Below are 20,142 nucleotides of genomic sequence, written 5' to 3'. Positions count from 1 at the left end.
GAAAGAGGCCCTCTGCCATGTTCGAGGCCATCACTCGCCTGTTCAACAAGCCCGAAACGGCGCTCGATAGTCATGATCCCAAGCTCGCCGTAGCCGTGCTACTGGTGCATCTGGCGTCGGTCGACGGGCAGATGAAGGACGATGAGCGCAAGGCCATCAAGGGCGCGCTGATCGATCACTATGACCTCGACGAAGCCGGTGTGGAACGGCTGGTCAAGGAAGCCGCCCTGCGTGATGCCGAGGCGGTGGATTTCTACAGGTTTACTTCGGCTCTGTCTTCGCTCGAAGACGAGGACCGCCTCGAAATCATCCGCATGATGTGGACCGTGGTGTTTGCCGACAAGAAGAACCACGAGCTCGAGGACAACATGGTCTGGCGCGTCGCCGAACTCATCGGCGTCTCCAGCCGCGACCGGACGATCCTGCGCAATCAGATCGGCAAATCCGCAACGGCGTAAGTCGGTCTAGAACTTGGCCCAGAGAAAGCCGGCGCGCTTGCGATAGGCCCGGTAGTCCTCCGCCAGAGGCGAGTTCTCAAACTTCTGCTCTTCGCCGCGTGCCGCAGTCACATAGATGGCGAGCATGGCGATAAACGGCAGGGCGCCGAGCAGGTGCCAGCTGGCGATCGCCCAGGCGCCCCAGAAGATCAGGTACGACAGATAGAAGGGGTGGCGGACATATTGGTATGGTCCGATCGCCACGATGCCATGCGGTTTTTTCTCGTCGAAGGCCAAGAGGAGATTGGCCTCACGCGACGCGAAGATTGCCGCCCAGAACAAGGCCAGGCTCGCCAGCATCAGCAATAGGCCAATGATCTGGGCGAAGGCCGGCTGCTCCACTGTCCATTGCAGGTAGAGGTAGCTGACGAGGCTCAGCACCACGGCCAGCGAAATCACCTTGGTGCCCGTGGGCACCTGGTCGGACGCAAAGTGCGCCCGCAGTGACCAGGCATACTGGCCAACCGTTGCCAGCCCAACCAGCGTTACAATGGTATCGAGGATGGTCTGCATGCGGGCCCCCGTTCACTGCCGACAAACTTTACCGTTCGGCTTATGGCTTCCTTCACCGTCTCCATCAACGGGATAGAGAAGCTTTGCATGGCATGGTTTTCGCGCAGAAACCGGCGATTGGCCACAGCATGAACACCATAGACAGCATTCTCTACACAACCAACGGCCAGATCAGCGTCCGGCAATCGCGCGGCACCGGCATGCCGCTGCTGATGTTGCATGGGTCGGGTGCCAGCAAGGATGTGTTCGACAACCAGTTTGCCCATCCCATGGCCGACAGGCACCGGATGATTGCGCTCGATCTGCCGGGACACGGCGCGTCGGCCAATGCGGACGATCCGCAGGCTGCCTATACGCTGCAGGCAATGGCCGCCACGGTCGGCGAGGTCATTGACCAGCTCGGCCTGACCCATGTCGCGGTGTTCGGCTGGTCGCTGGGCGGCCATGTCGCCATCGACATGCTGGAACACAACAAGGCCGTTGCCGGCCTGATGCTGACGGGCACGCCGCCTGTGTCGCGCGGGCCGCTCGCCATGCTGCGCGCCTTCCACACCAGCTGGGACATGCTGCTGACCTCCAAGGAACAGTTCAACTTGCGTGACATCGAGCGCTTCGGGCGGCTGTGCTATGGCGATCATCCGCAGCCCGAGCAGCTGCAATCCATCGCCCGGGCCGACGGGCGGGTGCGGACGGCCATCTTCCGGGGCCTGTCGCGCGGCGACTGGTCCGACCAGAAGCTGGCCGTCGAACACGCGTCCGTGCCGGTAGCCATCGTCAATGGCGCCCATGAGCCCATAGCCCGACTGAGCTATGTCAACAGCCTCGCCTACAACACGCTCTGGCACGGCCAGTGCCATGTTATCCCCGAAGTGGGGCATGCCCCGTTCCTCGACGCGCCTGACACCTTCAACCAGCTGCTCGATCAGTTCGTCGACGATGTCGGTCGCCAGAGCGCGCTGGACAATCGCCAGACCCGTACGGCTTAAGCGGTCTCGCGCCGGCTGACGCCGGCCAGCACCTGGCCTGCCGGTCGCAGGGTCAGGGTCGGGCGCGGCTTGAGGCTCTTTGGTCCATGCGCCTCCAGGCGGAAGCGACGGCAGATCGTGCCGATCAGCAGCATCGCCTCCATCATGGCAAAGCGATTGCCAATGCAGATGCGCGGCCCACCGCCAAAGGGCAGGTAGCCGAAGCGCGGCAGGCTCTTGCGCAGCTCGCTGGTCCAGCGCTCCGGCTTGAAAGCCAGCGGATCCTCGTAATAGGCGGGATTCCGGTGGATGGCCCAGGAGCTGATATAGACCGTGGTCCCCGCCGGCACGTCGTAATCGCCGATGCGGCAATCGGCTTTTGCCTCGCGCCCGAAGGCCCAGGCCGCCGGATAGAGGCGCAGCGTCTCGATGACGACGTTTTCGGTGACCTTCATCTGCGCCAGGTTTTCGTGGCGGATCGGCCCGTCGCCGACGATCTCGCGCACTTCCGCGGCAATGGCGTCCTGCAGGTCCGGCCGCTGGCTGAGGGCATGCAGGCCCCAGCACATGGTGACTGCCGAAGTCTCGTAGCCGGCGATCAGCATGGTCAGCACTTCGTCGCGCAGCTGCCGGGGCGTCATAGGCTGGCCCTGCTCGTCGCGCGCCGCCAGCAGCATGGAGATCAGGTCGCCGCGATCGTCTGTGCCGCCCTGCCGTTCGGCAATGATGCGGGTCACGATGTTTTCGATGGTGGCCACGGCCTTGCGATAGCGGATATGGCCGGGCAGGGGCACCGCGTCGGGGATCAGGAACAGCCGCGAATAGCGACGGGTGATCTCGGACAGGATGTCGTTCATGGCATCGTCGATCACCTTGACGTCGGCTTCGAGCTCGGCGCTGAACATGGTGCGCGCGGCGATGCGGATTCCCAGTCCCATCATCTGCGGCAGCAGGTCGATGACCTCGCCATCGGGCCAATCCTCCAGCATCCGCTCGGTGATTTCAGTCATGGCGGTGTCGTAGCTGGTCAGCCGCGATCCGGCGAAAGCGGGCGCCGCCAACTTGCGCTGGCGCTGCCACAGGGCGCCCTCGCTGGTGAACAGGCCCGTGCCGGCAGCCAGCGTCACATGGCGCCAGAAGAAGCGATGCTTGGTGAAGTTCTCGTGCTGCTTGACCAGCACCTGCTCGATCAGGTCCGAGCCGCTGACCAGCAACGTCGGCCAGTTGCCCAGCTTCAGGCGGACGATATCGCCATATTCGGCCGACCACTTCTCGAAGGCGGTGAAGGGATCAAGCCCGATATCGACCAGATGGCCCAATATCGGCAGGCCCTTGGGCATGGGGGCAATGCGGGCCGGTCGCGGCGGGGACCCCGCCGTCGTCGATGTGCCAGCGTCGCTCATGAAAGCTCCCTTGCCCGATTGGACGGCGGCGAATCCTACCGCCCAGCCAAGGCGCTGGCTAGCCTAAGCCGCCTTGCGCTCCACCATCATCTTCTTGATTTCGGCGATGGCCTTGGCCGGGTTCAAGCCTTTGGGGCAGACCTTGGCGCAGTTCATGATGGTGTGGCAGCGGAACAGCTTGAAGGGGTCCTCGAGGTCGTCGAGACGCTCCTGGGTGGTTTCGTCGCGCGAGTCGATCAGCCAGCGATAGGCCTGCAGCAAGGCAGCGGGCCCCAGATACTTCTCGCCGTTCCACCAATAGCTCGGGCACGAGGTCGAGCAGCAGGCGCAGAGGATGCACTCATAGAGCCCGTCGAGCTTGGCGCGCTGGGGAACGGTCTGGGTCCATTCCTTGGTCGGCGTCGGCGATGTGGTCTTGAGCCAGGGCTCGATGGCGCGATGCTGGGCGTAGAAGGTGGTGAGATCAGGCACCAGGTCCTTGACCACGGGCATGTGCGGCAGCGGGTAGATCTTGATCGGACCCGAGCTGTCATCCATGCCCTTGGTGCAGGCCAGGGTATTGAGCCCGTTGATGTTCATCGAGCAGGAGCCACAAATGCCCTCGCGGCAGGAGCGGCGCAGGGTCAGGGTCGCATCGACCTTGTTCTTGATCCACAGCAGGCCATCCAGGATCATCGGGCCGCAATCGTCGAGATCGACGAAATAGGTGTCGATGCGCGGATTGGCGTCCTCGTCCGGATTGTAGCGATAGATGTGGTATTCGCGCAGGCGCTTGGCATTGGCCGGCTTGGGCCAGGTCTTGCCCTTGGTCGGCCGATCGGCCTTGGGGAGCATCAGTTCGACCATGGGTCGCATTCCTTCTCAACGCGGGCTCGAGGGGCGGCCCAAGTATTCAACAATCCACCGGGTCATTCCGGCGCAGGCCGGCATCCATGTCCGGCGCTCGCCGCAAACGCAGTGTCCGGGACGGCTTCACCGCATGGATCCCGGCCTGCGCCGTGATGACATCGCGATGGTGGCGCATCCGTGCATCATCAGTAGTTCGGCTTGCAGATCTGGTTCGATTTGGCGACGTAGGTGTTGTAGGGCACCGCATCTTCAGGAGCGGTGGCGCCGCCCTTCATGCCGGCAATCACCACGTCCATGAATCGCTCATCGATCAGCGTCATCGCCGCGTCCGCCTTGCACGAACACAGCGTATCGTTTTCGGCGATGCCCATGCAGACCCGGTAGAACTCGGCCTTCTGCTCGGCGGTCGGAGCGGCCTGCGCGGCGCTCACGGGGATCAGCGCGGCAGCAAGCACCAGGGCGGACAGGCGGAGCAGGGACATTGAGGCAATCCTGTTGGAGAGTGGGTGCCGGGCGGCAGACCGCCCGGCATTGATCTTAGCTCTTGAGCACGCAATCGGGGCCGGCGGCCCAGACGAAGGTATGCACCTTGACCGTGTCAGACAGGGTCAGGCCGTTGTCCTTCCAGGTCTCATAGGCGTTCACCTGGTTGTCCATGATCGATTCCAGATAGGTGTACTGGACCGGCGTCAGCTTGGCGGCTGCGTCGGACTCGATGCAGGCAATGGTGTCGTCGGAATAGATGGTCCACTTGTCATAACCGTCGCCGATGGTGCCGGCGCTGGCGGGCAGGATGGCGGCAAGCGCCATGGCGGCCCCGAGGGTCGTCGCAACAATAGTCTTCATGCTGGTCTCCCTGTGGTTGGATTAAAGTAAAGTCACCGTAGTTCCTTGCGGATGACGAGTTTCAGTCCTGACCAAACCTCGTCGACCGCGCATACCTTTACATCCACCAATCCTATCGGCAACACGACTTCTCGAATGACGTCTTCGGTTATGTCGGTGGCAACTTTGGATGCCTTCTTTGGCCAGCTGATCCAGATCATGCCGTCGCGCGCGACCAGGTTCATCAGCGGCTGGGCCAAGGCTTCGAGCACCGAGCGGGCAGCGGTGAAAAGATGGATGAAATCATAGCCCTTGGCGGTGTCGCCAAGCTGCTCGACGGTGATGCGGGTGGATTCGATGAACGCGCGGGCAGTCGTCAGATCGGCCAGCGATTGCGGCAGGTCGATGAACAGCGCCCGCTGCCCAACCTTGAGGCCGAGTTTTTGTGCGAGAGGCGTACCGGAATAGCCGATGTCAGTCATTGCCCGAACGCCCTCTCATAGACCGCGTCGTCAGCCGAAGCGCCCAAAGCCGGCTCAGTGGTCCATTGGCAATTGTGCAGTTCGACCTGCTTGCCTGCCTCAAGCCGCACGTCGCAATTGTCGAGGCCGCCGGCAAGCGGGCCGTCCGCATAGCTACGCCAGAACTTTTCGTCCCGGAATTCGTAGCGGCCTTCCTGGCTGGAGCATTCCGTCAGGTCGTCGTGGGTTTGGCACTCCATCACGGTCAAAGTGCCGGTAAGCCCGCCATCCAGGCACATCTGGTGCGAGGCGTCATCATTCGTGTCGACGCGATTCCAGCAGCCCTGCATGGCGCGCGAAAAGCCTTCGGCGGTTTCCGAAACGGCATTGGCCGGCGCCGCAGCGCCGAGCACCAGAACAACCGTTGAGGCAACCGCCAAACGCATGATCAGTACACGCGTGCCTTTGGCGCGATCTTCTTGAGGTTGATGCCGCCCTCGCTTTCGGGCGTCAGCGGATCGACATGGACCGGACGGTAGCCGAGCTTGACGGCACCAGTCTCAATGTTGAGCCAGCTCAGCGTGTGTTTGCGCCAGTTCTCGTCGTCGCGGCTGGGGAAGTCCTCGTGTGCATGGGCGCCGCGGCTTTCGTGGCGGGCTTCGGCCGAGACCACAGTAACCATGGCATTGGCCATGAGGTTTTCGAGTTCGAGCGTTTCAACGAGGTCTGAATTCCAGATCAGGCTCCGGTCGGTAACGGCGACGTCCCTCAGCTGGCCATAGATGTCGGTCATGCGGGCCACGCCCGACTTGAGCGACTCCGAGGTGCGGAACACGGCAGCATCTTCCTGCATGGTGTGCTGCATGGCGTCGCGGATTTCGGCGGTCGGCTTTGAGCCTGAAGCGTTGCGCAGCCGGTCGAAGCGGGCGAGGATTTTAGCGTCCTGCGCCGCGTTGATACCAGGGATTGGCGCTGCCTTGTCGACCACCTTGCCGGCGCGGATGGCGGCGGCGCGGCCGAAGACCACGAGGTCGGTGAGCGAATTGGAGCCCAGCCGGTTGGCGCCATGCACCGAGGCGCAGGCGGCCTCGCCCACAGCCATCAGGCCGGGCACGATACGGTCAGGGTTGTCAGGCGTCGGGTCGAGAACCTCACCATGATAGTTCGCGGGGATGCCGCCCATATTGTAATGCACCGTCGGCAGCACCGGGATGGGCTCGCGGGTCAGGTCGACGCCCGCAAAAATCTTCGCCGATTCGGTGATGCCCGGCAGGCGCTCATGCAGCACCTTGGGATCGAGGTGGTCGAGGTGCAGGTAGATGTGGTCCTTCTTGGGACCGACGCCGCGCCCCTCGCGGATTTCGAGCGTCATGCAGCGGGAGACGACGTCGCGCGACGCGAGGTCCTTGGCATTGGGGGCATAGCGCTCCATGAAGCGCTCGCCCTCCGAATTGGTGAGATAGCCGCCCTCGCCGCGCGCGCCTTCGGTGATCAGCACGCCCGCGCCATAGATTCCCGTGGGATGGAACTGCACGAATTCCATATCCTGCAGCGGCAGGCCGGCGCGGGCGACCATGCCGTTGCCGTCGCCGGTGCAGGTATGGGCCGAAGTGGCGGAGAAATAGGAACGGCCATAGCCGCCGGTGGCCAGCACGACCAGCTTGGCGCGGAAGCGGTGCAGCGTGCCGTCGTCCAGCTTCCAGGCGATGATGCCCTGGCATTCGCCATTGTCGCCCATGATCAGGTCGAGGGCGAAATATTCGATATAGAACTGCGCATTATGGCGCAGGCTCTGGCCATAGAGGGTGTGGAGGATCGCGTGGCCAGTGCGGTCGGCGGCGGCGCAGGTGCGCTGCACCGGCGGGCCTTCGCCGAATTCGGTCATGTGGCCGCCGAAGGGGCGCTGGTAGATCTTGCCTTCGGTGGTGCGCGAAAACGGCACGCCGTAGTGTTCGAGCTCATAGATGGCGGCCGGCGCTTCGCGCGCCAGATATTCCATGGCGTCGTTGTCGCCCAGCCAGTCCGACCCCTTGACGGTGTCGTACATGTGCCACTGCCACGAGTCTGGGCCCATATTCTGCAGCGAGGCCGCGATGCCGCCCTGCGCCGCCACGGTGTGGCTGCGGGTCGGGAAGACCTTGGTGATGCAGGCGGTGTTGAAGCCCTGCTCGGCCATGCCGAGCGTGGCGCGCAGGCCCGCGCCGCCGGCGCCCACCACGACCACGTCGAATTCGTGGTCGATGAGTTCGTATTGCGCCATGGCGACTAACCCCAGAAGACGAGCTTGAGAATGGAAACGACGCCCACCAGCCCGATGATGATGCAGAACAGCGTGTTCTTGAGCATGGCGAAGCGGTAGAGGCGGCCGTGGAGATAATCTTCCAGCGTGTCGCGCATGCCGTTGCGCATGTGGATGGTGACGATGACGAGGAGAATGGCCAGCGGAATGCCGATCCAGCCATTGCCGATCACGGCCACCATGTCGGGCCGGTCCTGTCCGGCCAGCCGCACCACCACAAACAGCAGCAGGATAAGGAAGGCGATGTTGATCGCGCCTGTCAGACGCTGGGTGATGAAGTGGCGGGTCGAGGCCTTCTTGTCGCCATAGGCCGACTTGGGATTGGCGACCATGTCGCGGGTAATGATCTGTTCGCGCATCATGCCATCCAGACGAAAACGGTCCAGACCAGGAGGGTCAGGACGATGGAAGCGATGAGGTTGCCCCAGGCCAGCATTTCACGCTGCCCCGGCTCCATGCCGATGATGAAATCCCAGATGAAGTGGCGGATCCCGCCCAGCATGTGGTGGATCAGGCTCCAGGTGAACCCGAACAGCACCAGCTGGCCGAACCAGCTGCCATAGATGGAATTGACCACATTGAGCGGCTCCTGCCCCCAGGCGGCGGCGGCCAGCCAGATCACCAGGAACAGCGTACCGGCATAATTGGCGATGCCGGTGGCGCGGTGGGCGATCGACATCGCCATGGTGATGGTCCAGCGGTAGATCTGCAAATGGGGGGAAAGCGGGCGGGCTCGAACCGTCATGAGAATTCCTTGCGGGAGGGGGCCGCTAGTTTGGAATGGTTCGAGACTTCTAGCGCCCAAAGCTTACAAAATCAAAGCATCGCTCTGAGACTTTTGGCGCATTCCGCACTTTGTTCGCAAAGCGCACGTCATGTGCGGGGAACGCAGGAGTTGGGGTGGATTCAAGGCTTCGACCTGGGTCACTCCGGCCCTCAATCCACCCCATCCCTCCATGGCCGTTCTAGCAAGATCGGCTTGGCCATGGCCTGAACCGGGCGTTTGGCCACCGTTCACAAAGCCGACCATGCCCGTTCCTGCGATGCCTCCAGTACTAAGGCACTGGACGTTGCAGCAGGATCGCGCGCGTGGTCAGACCGTGATATTGTCGATGAGTCTGGTCGGCCCCAGATGCGCCGCAACCGCAAAGAGCGCACCGGCGCCTGCCGGAATGGTCGTGAGCGCCTCAAGCGTCATCGGATCGCGCACATCCCAATACTGCAGGGTAAACCGTGCATCTGTGGCCATTACCTTCCGGCCGATTGCCGCAATCATGGCCGCCTGGCGCTCTCCGCCTTCGAACGCTGTCCTTGCCGCTTGCAGGCTTTCATAAATCAGCGGCGCTGCGGCCCGATCTTCGGGGCTGAGATAGATATTGCGCGAACTCAGTGCCAGGCCATCGGGCTCCCGGACAATCGGCCCACGCATGATCTCGACCGGTAGGGCAAGGTCGCGCACCATCCGCTCAATGACGGCGCATTGCTGCGCGTCCTTCTGCCCGAACACGGCGAGATCGGGCTGTACGATGTTGAACAGCTTGAGCACGACGGTAGTCACACCCCGGAAATGCCCGGGCCGGACTGCGCCGCACATTGGCCCCGATACGTCTTCCTCGACCACGAAGGTCGATGCGCCCTCGGGGTAGAGCGCGCTTACCTCAGGCAAGAACAGGGCATCGACGCCGGCACGTTCCAGCAGGGCCAGGTCCTGCTCGATTGGCCGTGGATATTTCGCCAGGTCCTCCTTTGGGCCGAACTGCAGCGGATTGACAAAAATGCTGGCAATGGTCGCTGCGGCGCGGCCTTTTGCCAGTTCCATCAGGCTGATATGGCCGGCATGCAGCGCGCCCATGGTCGGTACGAAGCCGAGAGCCTGCCCTGCAGGCAAGGCCCGACGCCAGGCCCGGACCTCGGCCACCGTCCGCAATATGACGGTCATATGATCAAGTCCCACAGCCGCCGCGCCAGTTCTGCCTTGCTCATGACCGGCAAGCTGACCGCATCGCCATCGCGCCGCAGCAAGGTTCCGGCATTTGTCGGAACCGAAAATCCCGTGTCACTGGTTTCGCCAACACGCGCCACTGGATTGGCGAACAAGAAATCCAGCCCTTTGCTTTCGAGCTTGCCACGGCCATTGGCCTCGACATTGTCGGTCTCCGCGGCAAAACCCACGAACCACTGGTCCGTCGCCGCCGCCCGCAGCGATCCCAGCACGTCAACCGACGGGATCATGTCCAGCACCGTGGCCTCGGCAGCCCGCTTCAGCTTACCCGCAGCCGCGTTCGCCACGCGGTAGTCCAGCACAGCGGCCGTTGCGACCACTCCGTTGACACCGGGCAGGAGGCGCAAAGCTGCGGCGGCCATTTCCTCTGCCGTCCGCACCTCGACCAGAGTCAGCCGGTCAGCGCTGCCCTTGGGCGCCTCAGGGCGAACCACGCCCTTGTCCACGCCCAGCACATAGCGCACCTCAGCCCCACGTCGCAGCGCCTCCTCAGCCATGGCAGCGCCCATTCGGCCGGTCGAATGGTTGGTGATGTAGCGTACGGCGTCGATCGGGCTCGTCGTCGGTCCTGCGGTAATCAGCACCTTGACGCCTTCCAGATCCCGCTTGGGCTCGACCAATGCCGCCTCTATCGCCTCGACGATTGCCGGCACGGGTGCCAGCTTGCCAACGCCGACCTCGCCACAGGCCAGTGTGCCCGCCGCCGGATGGATCACCGATGCACCCCGGCCCACGAGTGTCCCGAGGTTCTGTTGTGTGGCCTTGTGGTCCCACATCACCGTGTTCATGGCCGGCGCGATCAGCAGTGGGGCGGTGGTCGCCAGCGCCACGGTGGTCAGCAGATCATCGGCCAATCCAAGTGCCAGCTTGGCCAGAATATTGGCAGAGGCCGGGGCCACCACGAAGATGTCGGCCCATCGCGCCAGATCGATATGCTCGGTCCCCGATACGCCAGGGCCGAACAGGGCGGACTTCACCGGCCGACCGCTCAGCGTTTCCAGCACCAGCGGCGTCACGAACTGCGTCGCGCTTTCGGTCACGATACACTGCACCCGGTGCCCGCGCTTGCTGAGTTCGGAGACCACATCGGCAATCTTGTAGGCCGAGATGCTACCCGTGACGGCGATGAGGATGTTGCTAGCCATTCAACTGCCCATAGCGGAAGAGACCCAGGAGTGTCAGGTCCGGCTCCATGCGAAAACGGTCGGAGAGGCGGATCAGCCTGGTGCAGCCGCCGGTTGCGATCAGCGTGGCCTGCCCGAAGCCGGCATCGCGCAGCAGCCGATCGGCCATGCCCTCGATCAGTGCCTCGTAGCCCTGCAACACTCCGCTCTGGATTTGCAGCTCGGTAGTATTGCCCACGGCATTATCGGGTCGTGTGAGCTCCACCGAGAATAACTTCGCAGCCCGCGCCTGCAAGGCCCGCCAGCTCGTATCGAGTCCGGGCACAATGGCCCCGCCAACATAAGCCTGCCTGTCATCGACAAGGCAGAATGTGGTGGCCGTACCGGCATCGACGATGAGCATCGGTGCCCCGACCAGGCTCAATGCACCAGCGACGTTGCAAAGACGGTCGGCGCCGAGTTGCTCTGGATGGGGCAGATCGAGCTCGAAATCACGCCTTAGCCGCGCATTGATCGACAGGAGCGGAACGGCGTCGCAGGCCTTGGCAACCGTGGCCTCGAGTGCCGGTACGACGGTTGAGACAATGGCGCGATCCGCCATTTCCCAGACGTTGCGCCCCAATGCGTCGCTGAACAGTTGCCGCAGCTGCATGCGATATTCGTCTGCCGTGCATTGCGGGTCCGTGCGGAACCGCACCTCGGCCACCCTGTGTCTGTCGGGCTGGAACAGCCCGGCAACGGTGTGTGTATTGCCGATGTCGAGCAGTAGCCAGTGTTCAGCCAATGGCGGCCTCCTTTGTCTGAGCCGTCGCATGCTGCTTGACGTCCGAAACATACTCGCCGACGGCCTGGCGGATGATAGCGGCGACGTCCGCCCTGGGCCGCGCGAAGCCGGGCACCGGACGCGTGTTGAGGCCGATGAGATCGTTGATCACCAGAACCTGCCCGGCGCAATCGGGGCCCGATCCGATGCCGATCGTGGGTATGTCCAGTTGCCGCGTAATTTCCGCGGCTACCTCAGGCACGATGAATTCCAGAACAAGGGCAAAGGCCCCGGCCTTTTGCAGATCGCGTGCCGCAGCAATCAGCTCCTGGGCCGCAGGCGCGTCCCGGCCGTGCTTGTAGTAGCCACCCAGCTGGTGCACCGCCTGTGGGGTCAGCCCGATATGGCCCATGACGGGGATGCCCTGTTCCACCAACCGCGCCACGATTGGCGCTGCCGCGCCGCCACCTTCGATCTTGACCGCCTGGCAACCGCTTTGCTGCAATACGGTGATGGCGCTGCTCAGCGCAGTTTCGGGGTCCCTGGCCGTGCCGAATGGCAGGTCGCACACCACCATGGCCCGCGTCGTCCCACGATAGACTGCACTGGCATGGCGGATCATGTCATCCAGCGTCACTGGCAAAGTGGTCTCGTATCCCAGCACCACATTGCCCAGGCTGTCCCCGACCAGGATGATATCGACCCCGGACTGGTCCACGAGCCCGGCCGTGACATAGTCATAGGCCGTCAGCATGGCGATCTTCTCGCCGCCGCGGCGGAGCGCATGGATATCGCGAATGGTAAGGCGCTTGTTGTCTGTCGTCGCGGACATCGGCGGTCCCTTTCTGGATTTCCCGCGGCCTGTGGAGTTCGGGCCGGGATTGCCATGAACGCGGATAGGCGTTTCGCGCAAGTGTCAAATAGTTCTAAGCCGACCAGAAAGCTCCATTTAGAGCCGAATCTGGAGCGCTGTTCGTCATCCGTTGCGATGACATTCTCTGCAAGAGGCCGCTTTCCTTGCAGCTCCGATCGGTTCTCAAGCGCCTCGTAACACGGGCTTGATTAGTGCGCCAACATTGTTATGCTATATAACAATACTGGAGGGGTGTCATGGCAGAGTTACCGGAGTACCGGCCTGTCCGCATGGGCAACATGCGGGCAGAATTGCGGACCGTCGAAAACGGCACGCATTATGTGCGGTCGCAGGAAGCACTGGCACCCTATCCACGCGCCATGACCGACCGGCTGGCGCAATGGGCGGCCAGCGATCCGGACCGGGTGTTCCTGGCCGATCGCGGCGAAGACGGCGCCTGGCGGCGACTGACCTACGGCGAGGCGCATGCCCGCGTGCAGTCGCTGGCACAGGTTCTTGTTGATGCCGGTCTCAGTGCCGAGCATCCGCTGCTGATCCTTTCCGGCAATGAAATCGAGCATGCCCTGCTCGGTTATGCCGCCATGCTGGCCGGGGTGCCGCATGCGCCGCTGTCGCCGGCCTATTCGCTGGTGTCCAAGGACTTTGCCAAGCTTCGCTATATCGTGGAGCTGCTGGAGCCGGGCATGGTCTATGCCAGTGACGGCGCCAAATTTGGCGCCGCCATCGCCGCCACCATCGACCCAACCACACCGCTGGTAGTGCGCCGCAATCCGCCGGCAGATCGCCCGGCGGGCCTGTTCGACAGTCTGCTGGCGACAATGCCGACTCCGGCGGTAGCGGCGGCCAATGCTGTTGTCACGCCCGACACCATTGCCAAGTTCCTCTTCACCTCCGGCTCGACCGGCATGCCCAAGGCTGTGATCACCACCCAGCGCATGCTGACCTGCAACCAGGAGATGATCCGCACGGCCCTCGCCTTCCTCGCCGACGAACCGCCGGTGCTGGTGGACTGGATGCCGTGGAACCACGTCGCGGGCGGTAGCCACAATCTGGGCATCGCGCTCTACAACGGCGGCAGCTTCTATATCGACGACGGCTCGGCCACCCCGGAGGGTATGAAGCGCACGGCGCGCAACCTGAGCGAGATTGCGCCGACGCTCTATTTCAACGTGCCCAAGGGCTATGAATTCCTGGTGGAACACCTCAGCGGCAATGCGGCGCTGCGCGACACGTTCTTCAGCCAGCTCAAAGTGATGCAATATGCCGGCGCCAGCCTGGCCCAGCATGTCTGGGACGGGCTCGACGCGGCCGCTAGGGCCGCCACTGGCCAGCGCATCCGCATCATCACCGGCTATGGCTCGACCGAAACGGCGCCCTTTGCCTTTACCACCACCTGGACTGTGGACCGGGCAGGCCTGGTTGGGTTGCCGGCGGCGGGCATGGAAATCAAGCTGGTGCCGGGCGACGAGAAGCTCGAACTGCGCCTGCGCGGACCCAATGTGACGCCGGGATACTGGAAACAGACCGACAAGACCGCCGAAGCCTTTGACGAAGAGGGCTATTACCGGATCGGTGACGCCCTCAAATTTGCCGACCCGGATGATCTGGGCAAAGGCTTCGTCTTTGACGGGCGGGTGACCGAGGATTTCAAGCTGGCCACCGGCACCTGGGTCAATGCAGGCGGGGTGCGCATCGGCGCCATTGGGGTGGGCACACCGTTGTTGCGCGATGTGGTGCTGACCGGGGCCGACCGCAATTTCATCGGTGCGCTGATCTTTCCGGACCTCGAGGCCTGCCGCAAGGTCGCCGGGTTGGATGCCGGAGCGTCCGGTGCTGACATCGTTGCCCATCCCGCGGTGCGCGACGCTTTCCAGGAGCGGTTCGACGCTCTCGCCGCCAAGGCGACGGGCAGCGCCAGCCATATTGCGCGCGCCGTGCTGCTGGCGGCTCCTCCATCCATCGATGCCGGAGAAATCACCGACAAGGGATCGATCAACCAGCGGGCCGTGATCGCGGCCCGGGCACAGGCCTTTGCCGATCTCTATGCCGAACCAGCCCCCACCACCGTACTGACCTTTGCCCGAAAGGCATGATGACATGAGCAAGCAATCGGGCCTCGTGGCCACATTCGAAGACGCCTATCTGATCGATGGCATGCGAACCCCCTTCGTCGATTACCGGGGGGCCCTGTCGGCCATTTCGCCGATCGACCTGGGCATCAAGGCGGCGCGGGCGGCCATCGCCAAGGCGGGCGTGGATCCCGCCGATATCGGCACTACCGTTGCCGGTTCGATGGCGCAGGCCTCGTTCGACGCCTATGTGACGCCGCGCCATATCGGACTCTATGCCGGGGTGCCGGTGGAGCGCCCGGCGCACCTGGTGCAGCGCATCTGCGGCACCGGCATCGAGGCGCTGAGTCAGGCGGCGGACGCTGTGTCGCTGGGCCGGGTCGAGCTGGCGCTGGGCGTCGGCACGGAGTCGATGAGCCGCAACCCAATCGCCGCCTATACCCACCGTAACGGCTTTGCCATGGGGCAGGTGGAGTTCAAGGATTTCCTGTGGGAAGCGCTGATGGACCCGGCGGTGCTGTGCAATATGGGGGATACGGCCGAGAACCTGGCCAAGCAGTATGGGATCGCGCGCGAGACGGTGGACCGCTTCGCGGTGCGTAGTTTCGAGCGGGCCATTGCGGCGCGGGACAGCGGGTTCCTTGCTGGAGAAATCGCGCCTGTCGTTACCGAGGACTTTGCCATCGATGGACTGCAGACGCGCGGCATCAAGCTCGCCAAGGGCGTTGAGAGCGTCGCTGTGGACAGCCATATCCGCCCCTCGCCCTATGAGGTGCTGTCGCGTCTGCGCCCGGCGTTTGGCGGGGTGCAGACCGGCGGCAATTCATCGGCCATTGTCGACGGTGCGGCGGCGGCCTTGGTCGGTTCATCCGGCTATGTGGAGGCCAAAGGGCTCAAGCCGCTGGCGCGAATGCTTGCGAGCGCATCAGTGGGCGTGCCGCCGCACATCATGGGCATCGGTCCGGCTCCGGCCATCCGCGCCGTACTCGATGCCAGCGGACTCAGCCTGGGACAGATCGATCGCATCGAGATCAACGAGGCGTTCGGGGCGCAGATCCTGGCCTGTATCGCCGAGCTGGGGCTCGACGAGGACAAGGTCAACGTCAATGGCGGGGCCATTGCCATCGGCCATCCGCTGGGCGCGACCGGCGTTCGTATCACCTTGACGCTGGCCCGCGAACTCAAACGCAGCGGGTTGCGCTATGGCATCGCCTCGGCCTGCATTGGCGGCGGCCAGGGCATTGCCCTGCTCATCGAAAACACGGAGGCGGCATCGTGAAGATCGAGGGATCGATTGCGCTTGTCACCGGCGGCGGTTCGGGGCTCGGCGCTGCCACTGCAAGGGCACTGGCGGCGAAAGGCGCGCGTGTCACCATTCTCGATCGCAACGTTGACGCCGGATCGGCGGTCGCAGCGGATATCGATGGTTTCTTCGCGCAATGCGATGTGGCTGACGCCAATAGTGCCACGGCGGCATTGACGGCCAGCCGGGCTGCACTGGGCGTACCGCGCATGCTGATCAACTGTGCCGGCATCGGTGGGGCAGGGCGCGTCGTCGGACGCGACGGCCCGCTGCCGCTCGATGCCTTCGAGCGGATCATTCGCGTCAACCTCATCGGCACCTTCAACATGTTGCGGCTGGCGGCAGCCGAGATGTCGGTGGCTGAGCCGGTGGACGGCTCGCGGGGTGTCATCATTTCGACAGCCTCCGTGGCGGCCTTCGAGGGGCAGATCGGCCAGGCCGCATATGCGGCCTCCAAGGGCGGCATCGCGGCGCTGACGCTGCCGGTGGCGCGCGAACTGGCGCGCTTTGGCATCCGCGTGCTGACCATTGCGCCGGGCCTGTTCAAAACGCCGCTGCTGGCCGAGCTGCCGCAGGAGGCTCAGGACGCTTTGGGTGCCTCGATCCCCTATCCGGCACGGCTGGGCGAACCGGCTGAGTTCGGCCAGCTGGTGACTGCCATGGTCGAGAACGATTACCTCAATGGCGAAATCGTGCGGCTCGACGGCGCGCTGCGTATGCAGCCGAAATAGGAGGCGGGCATGCTCGTCAATACCAGGACAGTCGAGATCGAATTCGGCGACTGCGACCCCGCCGGCATCGTCTATTACCCCAACTATTTCCGTATGTTCGATGCTTCGACAGCGCATCTGTTCGAGGCGGCACTGGGGATGAAGAAGATCGCCTGGATCCGCCAGTTCGACATTGTCGGCATCCCCATGGTGGATACCGGCGCCAAATTCTCCAAGCCGTCGCGCTTCGGGGATGTGGTGAGCATCGAAAGCACGATTACCGAGTTCCGGCGGTCTAGCTTCGTGGTCGGCCACAAGCTCTTTAGCGGTGGTGACCTGGCGATAGAGGCGCATGAAATCCGCGTCTGGGCCGGGGCCGATCCCGAAAGGCCCGGCGGCATCAAATCGCGATCGATTCCACCCGAAGTCGTCGCGGCGCTGTCGCGCTAGCTATTCGGCGTCGTCAAGCAACCGAGACAGCAGATCCATCAGCTGATCCCGGGCCGCCGGCCCGCCCAGCTTCTTGACGCAATGCGCCTCAAACTCGGCCTGGGCCGCATTCAGCACCCGCATGGTCTCGATCCCCAACGGCGTCAGGAACAGCGCCTGCGAGCGCCGGTCGTCCGGCGGCAGGCGGCGTTCGATCAGGCCGCGCGCCTCGATGCCGTTGATCAGCGCCACGAAGTTGGCGCGCTTGATCCCCAGCGCCTTGGCGATCTCGATCTGCTTGCTGCCCGGATTGGCCTCGATCAGCGCCAGCGCCGAATATTCGGCGGGGCGGAGGTCATGGTCGGCAAAGCGCGCCGTGAACTCCTGGAAGATGGCAATCTGCGCCCGGCGCAGGCGATAGCCGACAATGTCGGTCACGACATCGGCGCGAAAACCACGGCGCGGCGTCTTGGCTGGTGGCGCCGCTCGTTGGTCATCCATTCCCTTGATCCTCGTCGGCAGTGGCCATCGCTTCGCACCTTATCCGCAAGCTGATGGCCTCGGGCAAGAGTGCCGCGCGCACAAATCGGGCCGGGCGCGCAATCCGTCCAGGGTCGGCAGCGTCGGAACCGGCCGCTTCGAGCCGGATCCAGCAGGCAGCGAAATACAGCAGCCCGGTCAAGCGCATGAACGGCGCAGCGACCATGCCGCGATCGGCAATCGGCTCAATGGCGGTCCGCGCTGTGTGCCAGGCGCTTAACACGGTCTCTGCGCCTTGCCGCACTGCGGGTGATGGCGCCAGGGCCATCGCGGCTTCGATCTCGCGCCGAAAGGCCGTCTCGCCGGCTCCACCCAGCAGGCGCTTCACCAATGTCATGGCGAGGACGCCATTGGTGCCTTCATAGAGGCGGGTGACGCGGGCGTCGCGCCAGATTTGCTCCATGCCGTATTCGGGGAGATAGCCATAGCCGCCCAGCACCTGGATGCCGTTATCCGCCACGGTCGTTGCGGCTTCAGTGCAGAAGACCTTGCAGACCGGGGTCAGAAAGGACGCCAGATCGGTATCGTCGAGCAGGGCTGCCGTACGAAGGGCCATGGCACGGGTGCCCATGGCCAGGGCGTCCATTTCCAGCAGCATCCGTGCCACGTCGCCGTGTTCGGCAATGATGCGTCCGCCCTGTCGGCGCTGCGCTGCATAGTCGCGCGCCAGGGTGTGGGCGCGTGCGGCATGCGCAACGCCCTGCATGGCGACGTCGAGCCGGGCGTGATCCATCATCACGAACATGGCCGTGAGGCCCTCGCCCGGCCGGCCCAGCAAGTGCGCTGCCGCGCCTTCGAAGCGCAACTGGCAGGTGGGCGAGGCGTGCAGGCCCAGCTTTTGCTCGATGCGGAGCAGGTGGATGGCGTTGCGGTTGCCATCAGGTAGGTGCGAGGGACAGGCGAACAGGGACAGCCCCTTGGTGCCCTCGCCGGCTGAACCGGTCCGCGCCAGCACCAGGTGCAGGATGGTTTGGCTGAGGTCCTGATCGCCGCCAGATACGAATATCTTGTCGCCGGTCAACGCCCAGTCGCCCTGAGCATCAGAGCGCCCGACCGTCCCGATTGCGCCCAGGTCAGAACCGGCACCGGGCTCGGTGAGGCACATGGTGGCCAGCGCCGTGCCGGCTGCGAGCGGCGGGATCAGCTCTGCCTGCTGGGCCGCTGTGCCGAAGCGCTCGATAACCCTGATGGCTCCAGGCACGAGACCCACCAGCATCTGGAAGGCGTGGTTGGCGCCACCGAGCATTTCGGTGGCAGCACAACAGACGCCATGGGGCGCGCCGATACCACCAATACCGGGCGACAGGGGCAGCAGTTGCCAGCCGAGATCGACATAGTCGCGATAGAGTTCCGGCAAGCCTGCCGGGAGGTGAACGCGACCATCCTTGATGCGGCAGCCCTCGCGATCACCCTCGATATTGCTGGGCGCAACCCGACTATCGACGAAGTCACCATAGGCCGACAGCACGCGCTCGCATTCGGGGAGATCCCACGCGCCCGTGGCGCCCACCGCCCGCAGGGCGAAAACAATATCGTCGTGTTGACGCATCATCCGCTGGTATCCCGAATTGTTATATAGTAGAACAATCTTGGGCACGGTGATATCGGAAAAACGGATCGCCGACAATGAACGCTCGGGGTGAAGAATGATCGAAGACGAGTTGGTGCTGGACGTGCAGGTCGATGGCGCCATTGCCCATCTGCAGTTCAACCGCCCGGCCAAGCGCAATGCGGTGAACGACCGGACAATCGAGGCCCTGCGCCGCTTCTTCAGCGCGATTCCAAATGGCGTGCGCGTTGTCGTGCTGTCGGGCAAGGGCGGGCATTTCTCGGCTGGGCTCGACCTCAGCGAGCAGGTCAAGCGCGAGCCGCAGGAGGTGATGCGCCATTCGCGCAACTGGCACGCGGTGATGGGCCTCATCCAGTTCAGCGGCATCCCCGTGGTTGCGGCAATGAGCGGAGCCGTGATGGGCGGCGGGCTCGAAATCGCCTCGGCCTGCCATGTCCGCGTCGCCGAGCCGGGCACGATGTTCCGCATGCCCGAAGGCCAGCGCGGTATTTTTGTGGGTGGTGGCGCCACGGTGCGCCTGGCCGGGATTATCGGCCCCGACCGCCTGACCGAAATGATGCTGACGGGCCGGACTTATAGCGCCGAGGAGGGCGAACGGCTTGGTCTCGCCCATTATCTGGCGACCGAGGGCGGCGGACTGGCCAAAGCGTTGGAACTGGCCGGACAGATCGCCCGGAATTCGGGTACGATCAATTATCTGATCATCCAGTCGATCGCGCGCATCGCCAACATGTCGTCGGAGGACGGCCTCTACGCCGAAAGCCTTGCGGCCGCCTTGAGCCAGACGGGCGCAGACGCCGACGAGGGGTTGCGGGCCTTTCTCGAAAAGCGCAAGCCGAAGTTTGTCTGAGCGGTCAAGCGAGCCGACAATATAGTTTGGGGGTTATACAAACGGTCTAGAAAATCGCTTTTGCCGCAGGCGCAATGAGGGCAATCATTGACGAAG

General features: G+C 63.8%; 23 protein-coding genes. 7 read left to right on the top strand and 16 right to left on the bottom strand.

From position 1 onward, the window contains the following. Positions 1-17: 17 nt before the first annotated feature. Positions 18-458, top strand: a complete 441-nt coding sequence (locus IM737_RS12460; RefSeq protein WP_236894257.1) for a tellurite resistance TerB family protein — start codon at positions 18-20, stop codon at positions 456-458. A gap of 6 nt (positions 459-464) precedes the next feature. Here IM737_RS12460 and IM737_RS12455 read toward each other — a convergent pair whose 3' ends face one another. Beyond that, a complete protein-coding gene (locus tag IM737_RS12455; RefSeq protein ID WP_236894256.1) occupies positions 465-1,010 on the bottom strand; it encodes a methyltransferase family protein in 546 nt (181 codons plus the stop codon). A gap of 128 nt (positions 1,011-1,138) precedes the next feature. On the opposite strand from IM737_RS12455, the gene IM737_RS12450 reads away from it, so the two are divergent. Then, positions 1,139-1,996 carry an alpha/beta fold hydrolase gene (locus IM737_RS12450; protein ID WP_236894255.1) on the top strand — a complete coding sequence of 286 codons (858 nt, stop codon included), beginning with the start codon at positions 1,139-1,141 and terminating at the stop codon, positions 1,994-1,996. Here IM737_RS12450 and IM737_RS12445 read toward each other — a convergent pair. From IM737_RS12445 to panB, 13 genes are all read right to left on the bottom strand, one after another. Then, positions 1,993-3,378, bottom strand: a complete 1,386-nt coding sequence (locus IM737_RS12445) for a cytochrome P450 (RefSeq protein ID WP_236894254.1) — start codon at positions 3,376-3,378, stop codon at positions 1,993-1,995. The genes IM737_RS12450 and IM737_RS12445 overlap by 4 nt on opposite strands. 63 nt (positions 3,379-3,441) lie before the next feature. Further along, the gene (locus tag IM737_RS12440; RefSeq protein ID WP_236894253.1) at positions 3,442-4,224 is read right to left on the bottom strand and encodes a succinate dehydrogenase iron-sulfur subunit; all 783 of its coding nucleotides are present in this window, start codon (positions 4,222-4,224) and stop codon (positions 3,442-3,444) included. 188 nt (positions 4,225-4,412) lie between these two features. Continuing rightward, a complete protein-coding gene (locus IM737_RS12435) occupies positions 4,413-4,709 on the bottom strand; it encodes a hypothetical protein (RefSeq protein ID WP_236894252.1) in 297 nt (98 codons plus the stop codon). Positions 4,710-4,764: 55 nt separating this feature from the next. Continuing rightward, positions 4,765-5,073, bottom strand: a complete 309-nt coding sequence (locus tag IM737_RS12430) for a hypothetical protein (protein ID WP_236894251.1) — start codon at positions 5,071-5,073, stop codon at positions 4,765-4,767. A gap of 32 nt (positions 5,074-5,105) precedes the next feature. After that, positions 5,106-5,534: a DUF3052 domain-containing protein gene (locus IM737_RS12425; RefSeq protein ID WP_236894250.1), complete on the bottom strand. Its 429-nt coding sequence runs from the start codon at positions 5,532-5,534 to the stop codon at positions 5,106-5,108. After that, a complete protein-coding gene (locus IM737_RS12420; protein ID WP_236894249.1) occupies positions 5,531-5,959 on the bottom strand; it encodes a hypothetical protein in 429 nt (142 codons plus the stop codon). Before IM737_RS12420 ends, IM737_RS12425 begins: the two co-directional genes overlap by 4 nt. A gap of 2 nt (positions 5,960-5,961) precedes the next feature. Beyond that, positions 5,962-7,773: a succinate dehydrogenase flavoprotein subunit gene (gene sdhA, locus IM737_RS12415; RefSeq protein WP_236894248.1), complete on the bottom strand. Its 1,812-nt coding sequence runs from the start codon at positions 7,771-7,773 to the stop codon at positions 5,962-5,964. 5 nt (positions 7,774-7,778) lie between these two features. Next, positions 7,779-8,171, bottom strand: a complete 393-nt coding sequence (gene sdhD, locus IM737_RS12410) for a succinate dehydrogenase, hydrophobic membrane anchor protein (RefSeq protein WP_236894247.1) — start codon at positions 8,169-8,171, stop codon at positions 7,779-7,781. Then, positions 8,171-8,557, bottom strand: a complete 387-nt coding sequence (sdhC, locus tag IM737_RS12405) for a succinate dehydrogenase, cytochrome b556 subunit (RefSeq protein ID WP_236894246.1) — start codon at positions 8,555-8,557, stop codon at positions 8,171-8,173. Before sdhC ends, sdhD begins: the two co-directional genes overlap by 1 nt. 348 nt (positions 8,558-8,905) lie before the next feature. Next, positions 8,906-9,751 carry a pantoate--beta-alanine ligase gene (gene panC, locus IM737_RS12400; protein ID WP_236894245.1) on the bottom strand — a complete coding sequence of 282 codons (846 nt, stop codon included), beginning with the start codon at positions 9,749-9,751 and terminating at the stop codon, positions 8,906-8,908. Further along, positions 9,748-10,959: a bifunctional phosphopantothenoylcysteine decarboxylase/phosphopantothenate--cysteine ligase CoaBC gene (gene coaBC / locus IM737_RS12395; RefSeq protein ID WP_236894244.1), complete on the bottom strand. Its 1,212-nt coding sequence runs from the start codon at positions 10,957-10,959 to the stop codon at positions 9,748-9,750. The genes panC and coaBC overlap by 4 nt, the downstream gene beginning before the upstream one ends. After that, positions 10,952-11,722: a type III pantothenate kinase gene (locus IM737_RS12390; RefSeq protein WP_236894243.1), complete on the bottom strand. Its 771-nt coding sequence runs from the start codon at positions 11,720-11,722 to the stop codon at positions 10,952-10,954. Before IM737_RS12390 ends, coaBC begins: the two co-directional genes overlap by 8 nt. After that, a complete protein-coding gene (gene panB, locus IM737_RS12385; protein ID WP_236894242.1) occupies positions 11,715-12,533 on the bottom strand; it encodes a 3-methyl-2-oxobutanoate hydroxymethyltransferase in 819 nt (272 codons plus the stop codon). Before panB ends, IM737_RS12390 begins: the two co-directional genes overlap by 8 nt. A gap of 278 nt (positions 12,534-12,811) precedes the next feature. Between panB and IM737_RS12380 the strand changes: the two genes are divergently transcribed. Genes IM737_RS12380 through IM737_RS12365 form a run of 4 tightly spaced genes read left to right on the top strand, consistent with a single transcriptional unit; the run spans position 12,812 to position 17,107 of the window. Continuing rightward, complete coding sequence (locus IM737_RS12380) at positions 12,812-14,668, top strand: feruloyl-CoA synthase (protein WP_236894241.1); 1,857 nt, start codon at positions 12,812-12,814, stop codon at positions 14,666-14,668. A 4-nt stretch (positions 14,669-14,672) separates the two neighbouring features. Further along, the gene (locus IM737_RS12375) at positions 14,673-15,923 is read left to right on the top strand and encodes a thiolase family protein (RefSeq protein WP_236894240.1); all 1,251 of its coding nucleotides are present in this window, start codon (positions 14,673-14,675) and stop codon (positions 15,921-15,923) included. Continuing rightward, positions 15,920-16,678 (top strand): SDR family NAD(P)-dependent oxidoreductase, encoded by a 759-nt coding sequence (locus tag IM737_RS12370; protein WP_236894239.1) that lies wholly within the window; start codon positions 15,920-15,922, stop codon positions 16,676-16,678. The genes IM737_RS12375 and IM737_RS12370 overlap by 4 nt, the downstream gene beginning before the upstream one ends. A gap of 9 nt (positions 16,679-16,687) precedes the next feature. Further along, entirely contained in the window at positions 16,688-17,107 is a 420-nt protein-coding gene (locus IM737_RS12365; RefSeq protein WP_236894238.1) for an acyl-CoA thioesterase, read from the top strand. On the opposite strand, the gene IM737_RS12360 is transcribed toward IM737_RS12365, so the two are convergent. After that, on the bottom strand, positions 17,108-17,587 hold the full coding sequence (locus IM737_RS12360; RefSeq protein WP_236894237.1) for a MarR family winged helix-turn-helix transcriptional regulator: 480 nt from the start codon (positions 17,585-17,587) through the stop codon (positions 17,108-17,110). It abuts the gene before it with no gap. Then, positions 17,580-19,178 (bottom strand): acyl-CoA dehydrogenase family protein, encoded by a 1,599-nt coding sequence (locus tag IM737_RS12355; protein WP_236894236.1) that lies wholly within the window; start codon positions 19,176-19,178, stop codon positions 17,580-17,582. The genes IM737_RS12360 and IM737_RS12355 overlap by 8 nt, the downstream gene beginning before the upstream one ends. Before the next feature lie 94 nt (positions 19,179-19,272). Between IM737_RS12355 and IM737_RS12350 the strand changes: the two genes are divergently transcribed. Beyond that, a complete protein-coding gene (locus tag IM737_RS12350) occupies positions 19,273-20,046 on the top strand; it encodes a crotonase/enoyl-CoA hydratase family protein (protein WP_236894235.1) in 774 nt (257 codons plus the stop codon). The last annotated feature ends 96 nt before the right edge of the window (positions 20,047-20,142 follow it).

The organism is Devosia sp. SL43, assembly GCF_021729885.1.
In the GTDB taxonomy this organism is placed as follows: Bacteria; Pseudomonadota; Alphaproteobacteria; order Rhizobiales; family Devosiaceae; genus Devosia.
This window is presented reverse-complemented; position numbering and strand designations above follow the sequence as displayed.

Bases quoted from the DNA above. Each gene is read 5' to 3' on its own strand.
- IM737_RS12420 (WP_236894249.1), bottom strand. From the start codon at position 5,959: ATGCGTTTGGCGGTTGCCTCAACGGTTGTTCTGGTGCTCGGCGCTGCG.
- IM737_RS12440 (WP_236894253.1), bottom strand. From the start codon at position 4,224: ATGGTCGAACTGATGCTCCCCAAGGCCGATCGGCCGACCAAGGGCAAG.
- IM737_RS12460 (WP_236894257.1), top strand. From the start codon at position 18: ATGTTCGAGGCCATCACTCGCCTGTTCAACAAGCCCGAAACGGCGCTC.
- coaBC (WP_236894244.1), bottom strand. From the start codon at position 10,959: ATGGCTAGCAACATCCTCATCGCCGTCACGGGTAGCATCTCGGCCTAC.
- sdhD (WP_236894247.1), bottom strand. From the start codon at position 8,171: ATGCGCGAACAGATCATTACCCGCGACATGGTCGCCAATCCCAAGTCG.
- IM737_RS12425 (WP_236894250.1), bottom strand. From the start codon at position 5,534: ATGACTGACATCGGCTATTCCGGTACGCCTCTCGCACAAAAACTCGGC.
- sdhA (WP_236894248.1), bottom strand. From the start codon at position 7,773: ATGGCGCAATACGAACTCATCGACCACGAATTCGACGTGGTCGTGGTG.
- IM737_RS12430 (WP_236894251.1), bottom strand. From the start codon at position 5,073: ATGAAGACTATTGTTGCGACGACCCTCGGGGCCGCCATGGCGCTTGCC.
- IM737_RS12355 (WP_236894236.1), bottom strand. From the start codon at position 19,178: ATGATGCGTCAACACGACGATATTGTTTTCGCCCTGCGGGCGGTGGGC.
- IM737_RS12350 (WP_236894235.1), top strand. From the start codon at position 19,273: ATGATCGAAGACGAGTTGGTGCTGGACGTGCAGGTCGATGGCGCCATT.
- IM737_RS12435 (WP_236894252.1), bottom strand. From the start codon at position 4,709: ATGTCCCTGCTCCGCCTGTCCGCCCTGGTGCTTGCTGCCGCGCTGATC.
- panC (WP_236894245.1), bottom strand. From the start codon at position 9,751: ATGACCGTCATATTGCGGACGGTGGCCGAGGTCCGGGCCTGGCGTCGG.
- IM737_RS12365 (WP_236894238.1), top strand. From the start codon at position 16,688: ATGCTCGTCAATACCAGGACAGTCGAGATCGAATTCGGCGACTGCGAC.
- IM737_RS12375 (WP_236894240.1), top strand. From the start codon at position 14,673: ATGAGCAAGCAATCGGGCCTCGTGGCCACATTCGAAGACGCCTATCTG.
- IM737_RS12450 (WP_236894255.1), top strand. From the start codon at position 1,139: ATGAACACCATAGACAGCATTCTCTACACAACCAACGGCCAGATCAGC.
- IM737_RS12360 (WP_236894237.1), bottom strand. From the start codon at position 17,587: ATGGATGACCAACGAGCGGCGCCACCAGCCAAGACGCCGCGCCGTGGT.
- IM737_RS12455 (WP_236894256.1), bottom strand. From the start codon at position 1,010: ATGCAGACCATCCTCGATACCATTGTAACGCTGGTTGGGCTGGCAACG.
- IM737_RS12380 (WP_236894241.1), top strand. From the start codon at position 12,812: ATGGCAGAGTTACCGGAGTACCGGCCTGTCCGCATGGGCAACATGCGG.
- panB (WP_236894242.1), bottom strand. From the start codon at position 12,533: ATGTCCGCGACGACAGACAACAAGCGCCTTACCATTCGCGATATCCAT.
- IM737_RS12445 (WP_236894254.1), bottom strand. From the start codon at position 3,378: ATGAGCGACGCTGGCACATCGACGACGGCGGGGTCCCCGCCGCGACCG.
- sdhC (WP_236894246.1), bottom strand. From the start codon at position 8,557: ATGACGGTTCGAGCCCGCCCGCTTTCCCCCCATTTGCAGATCTACCGC.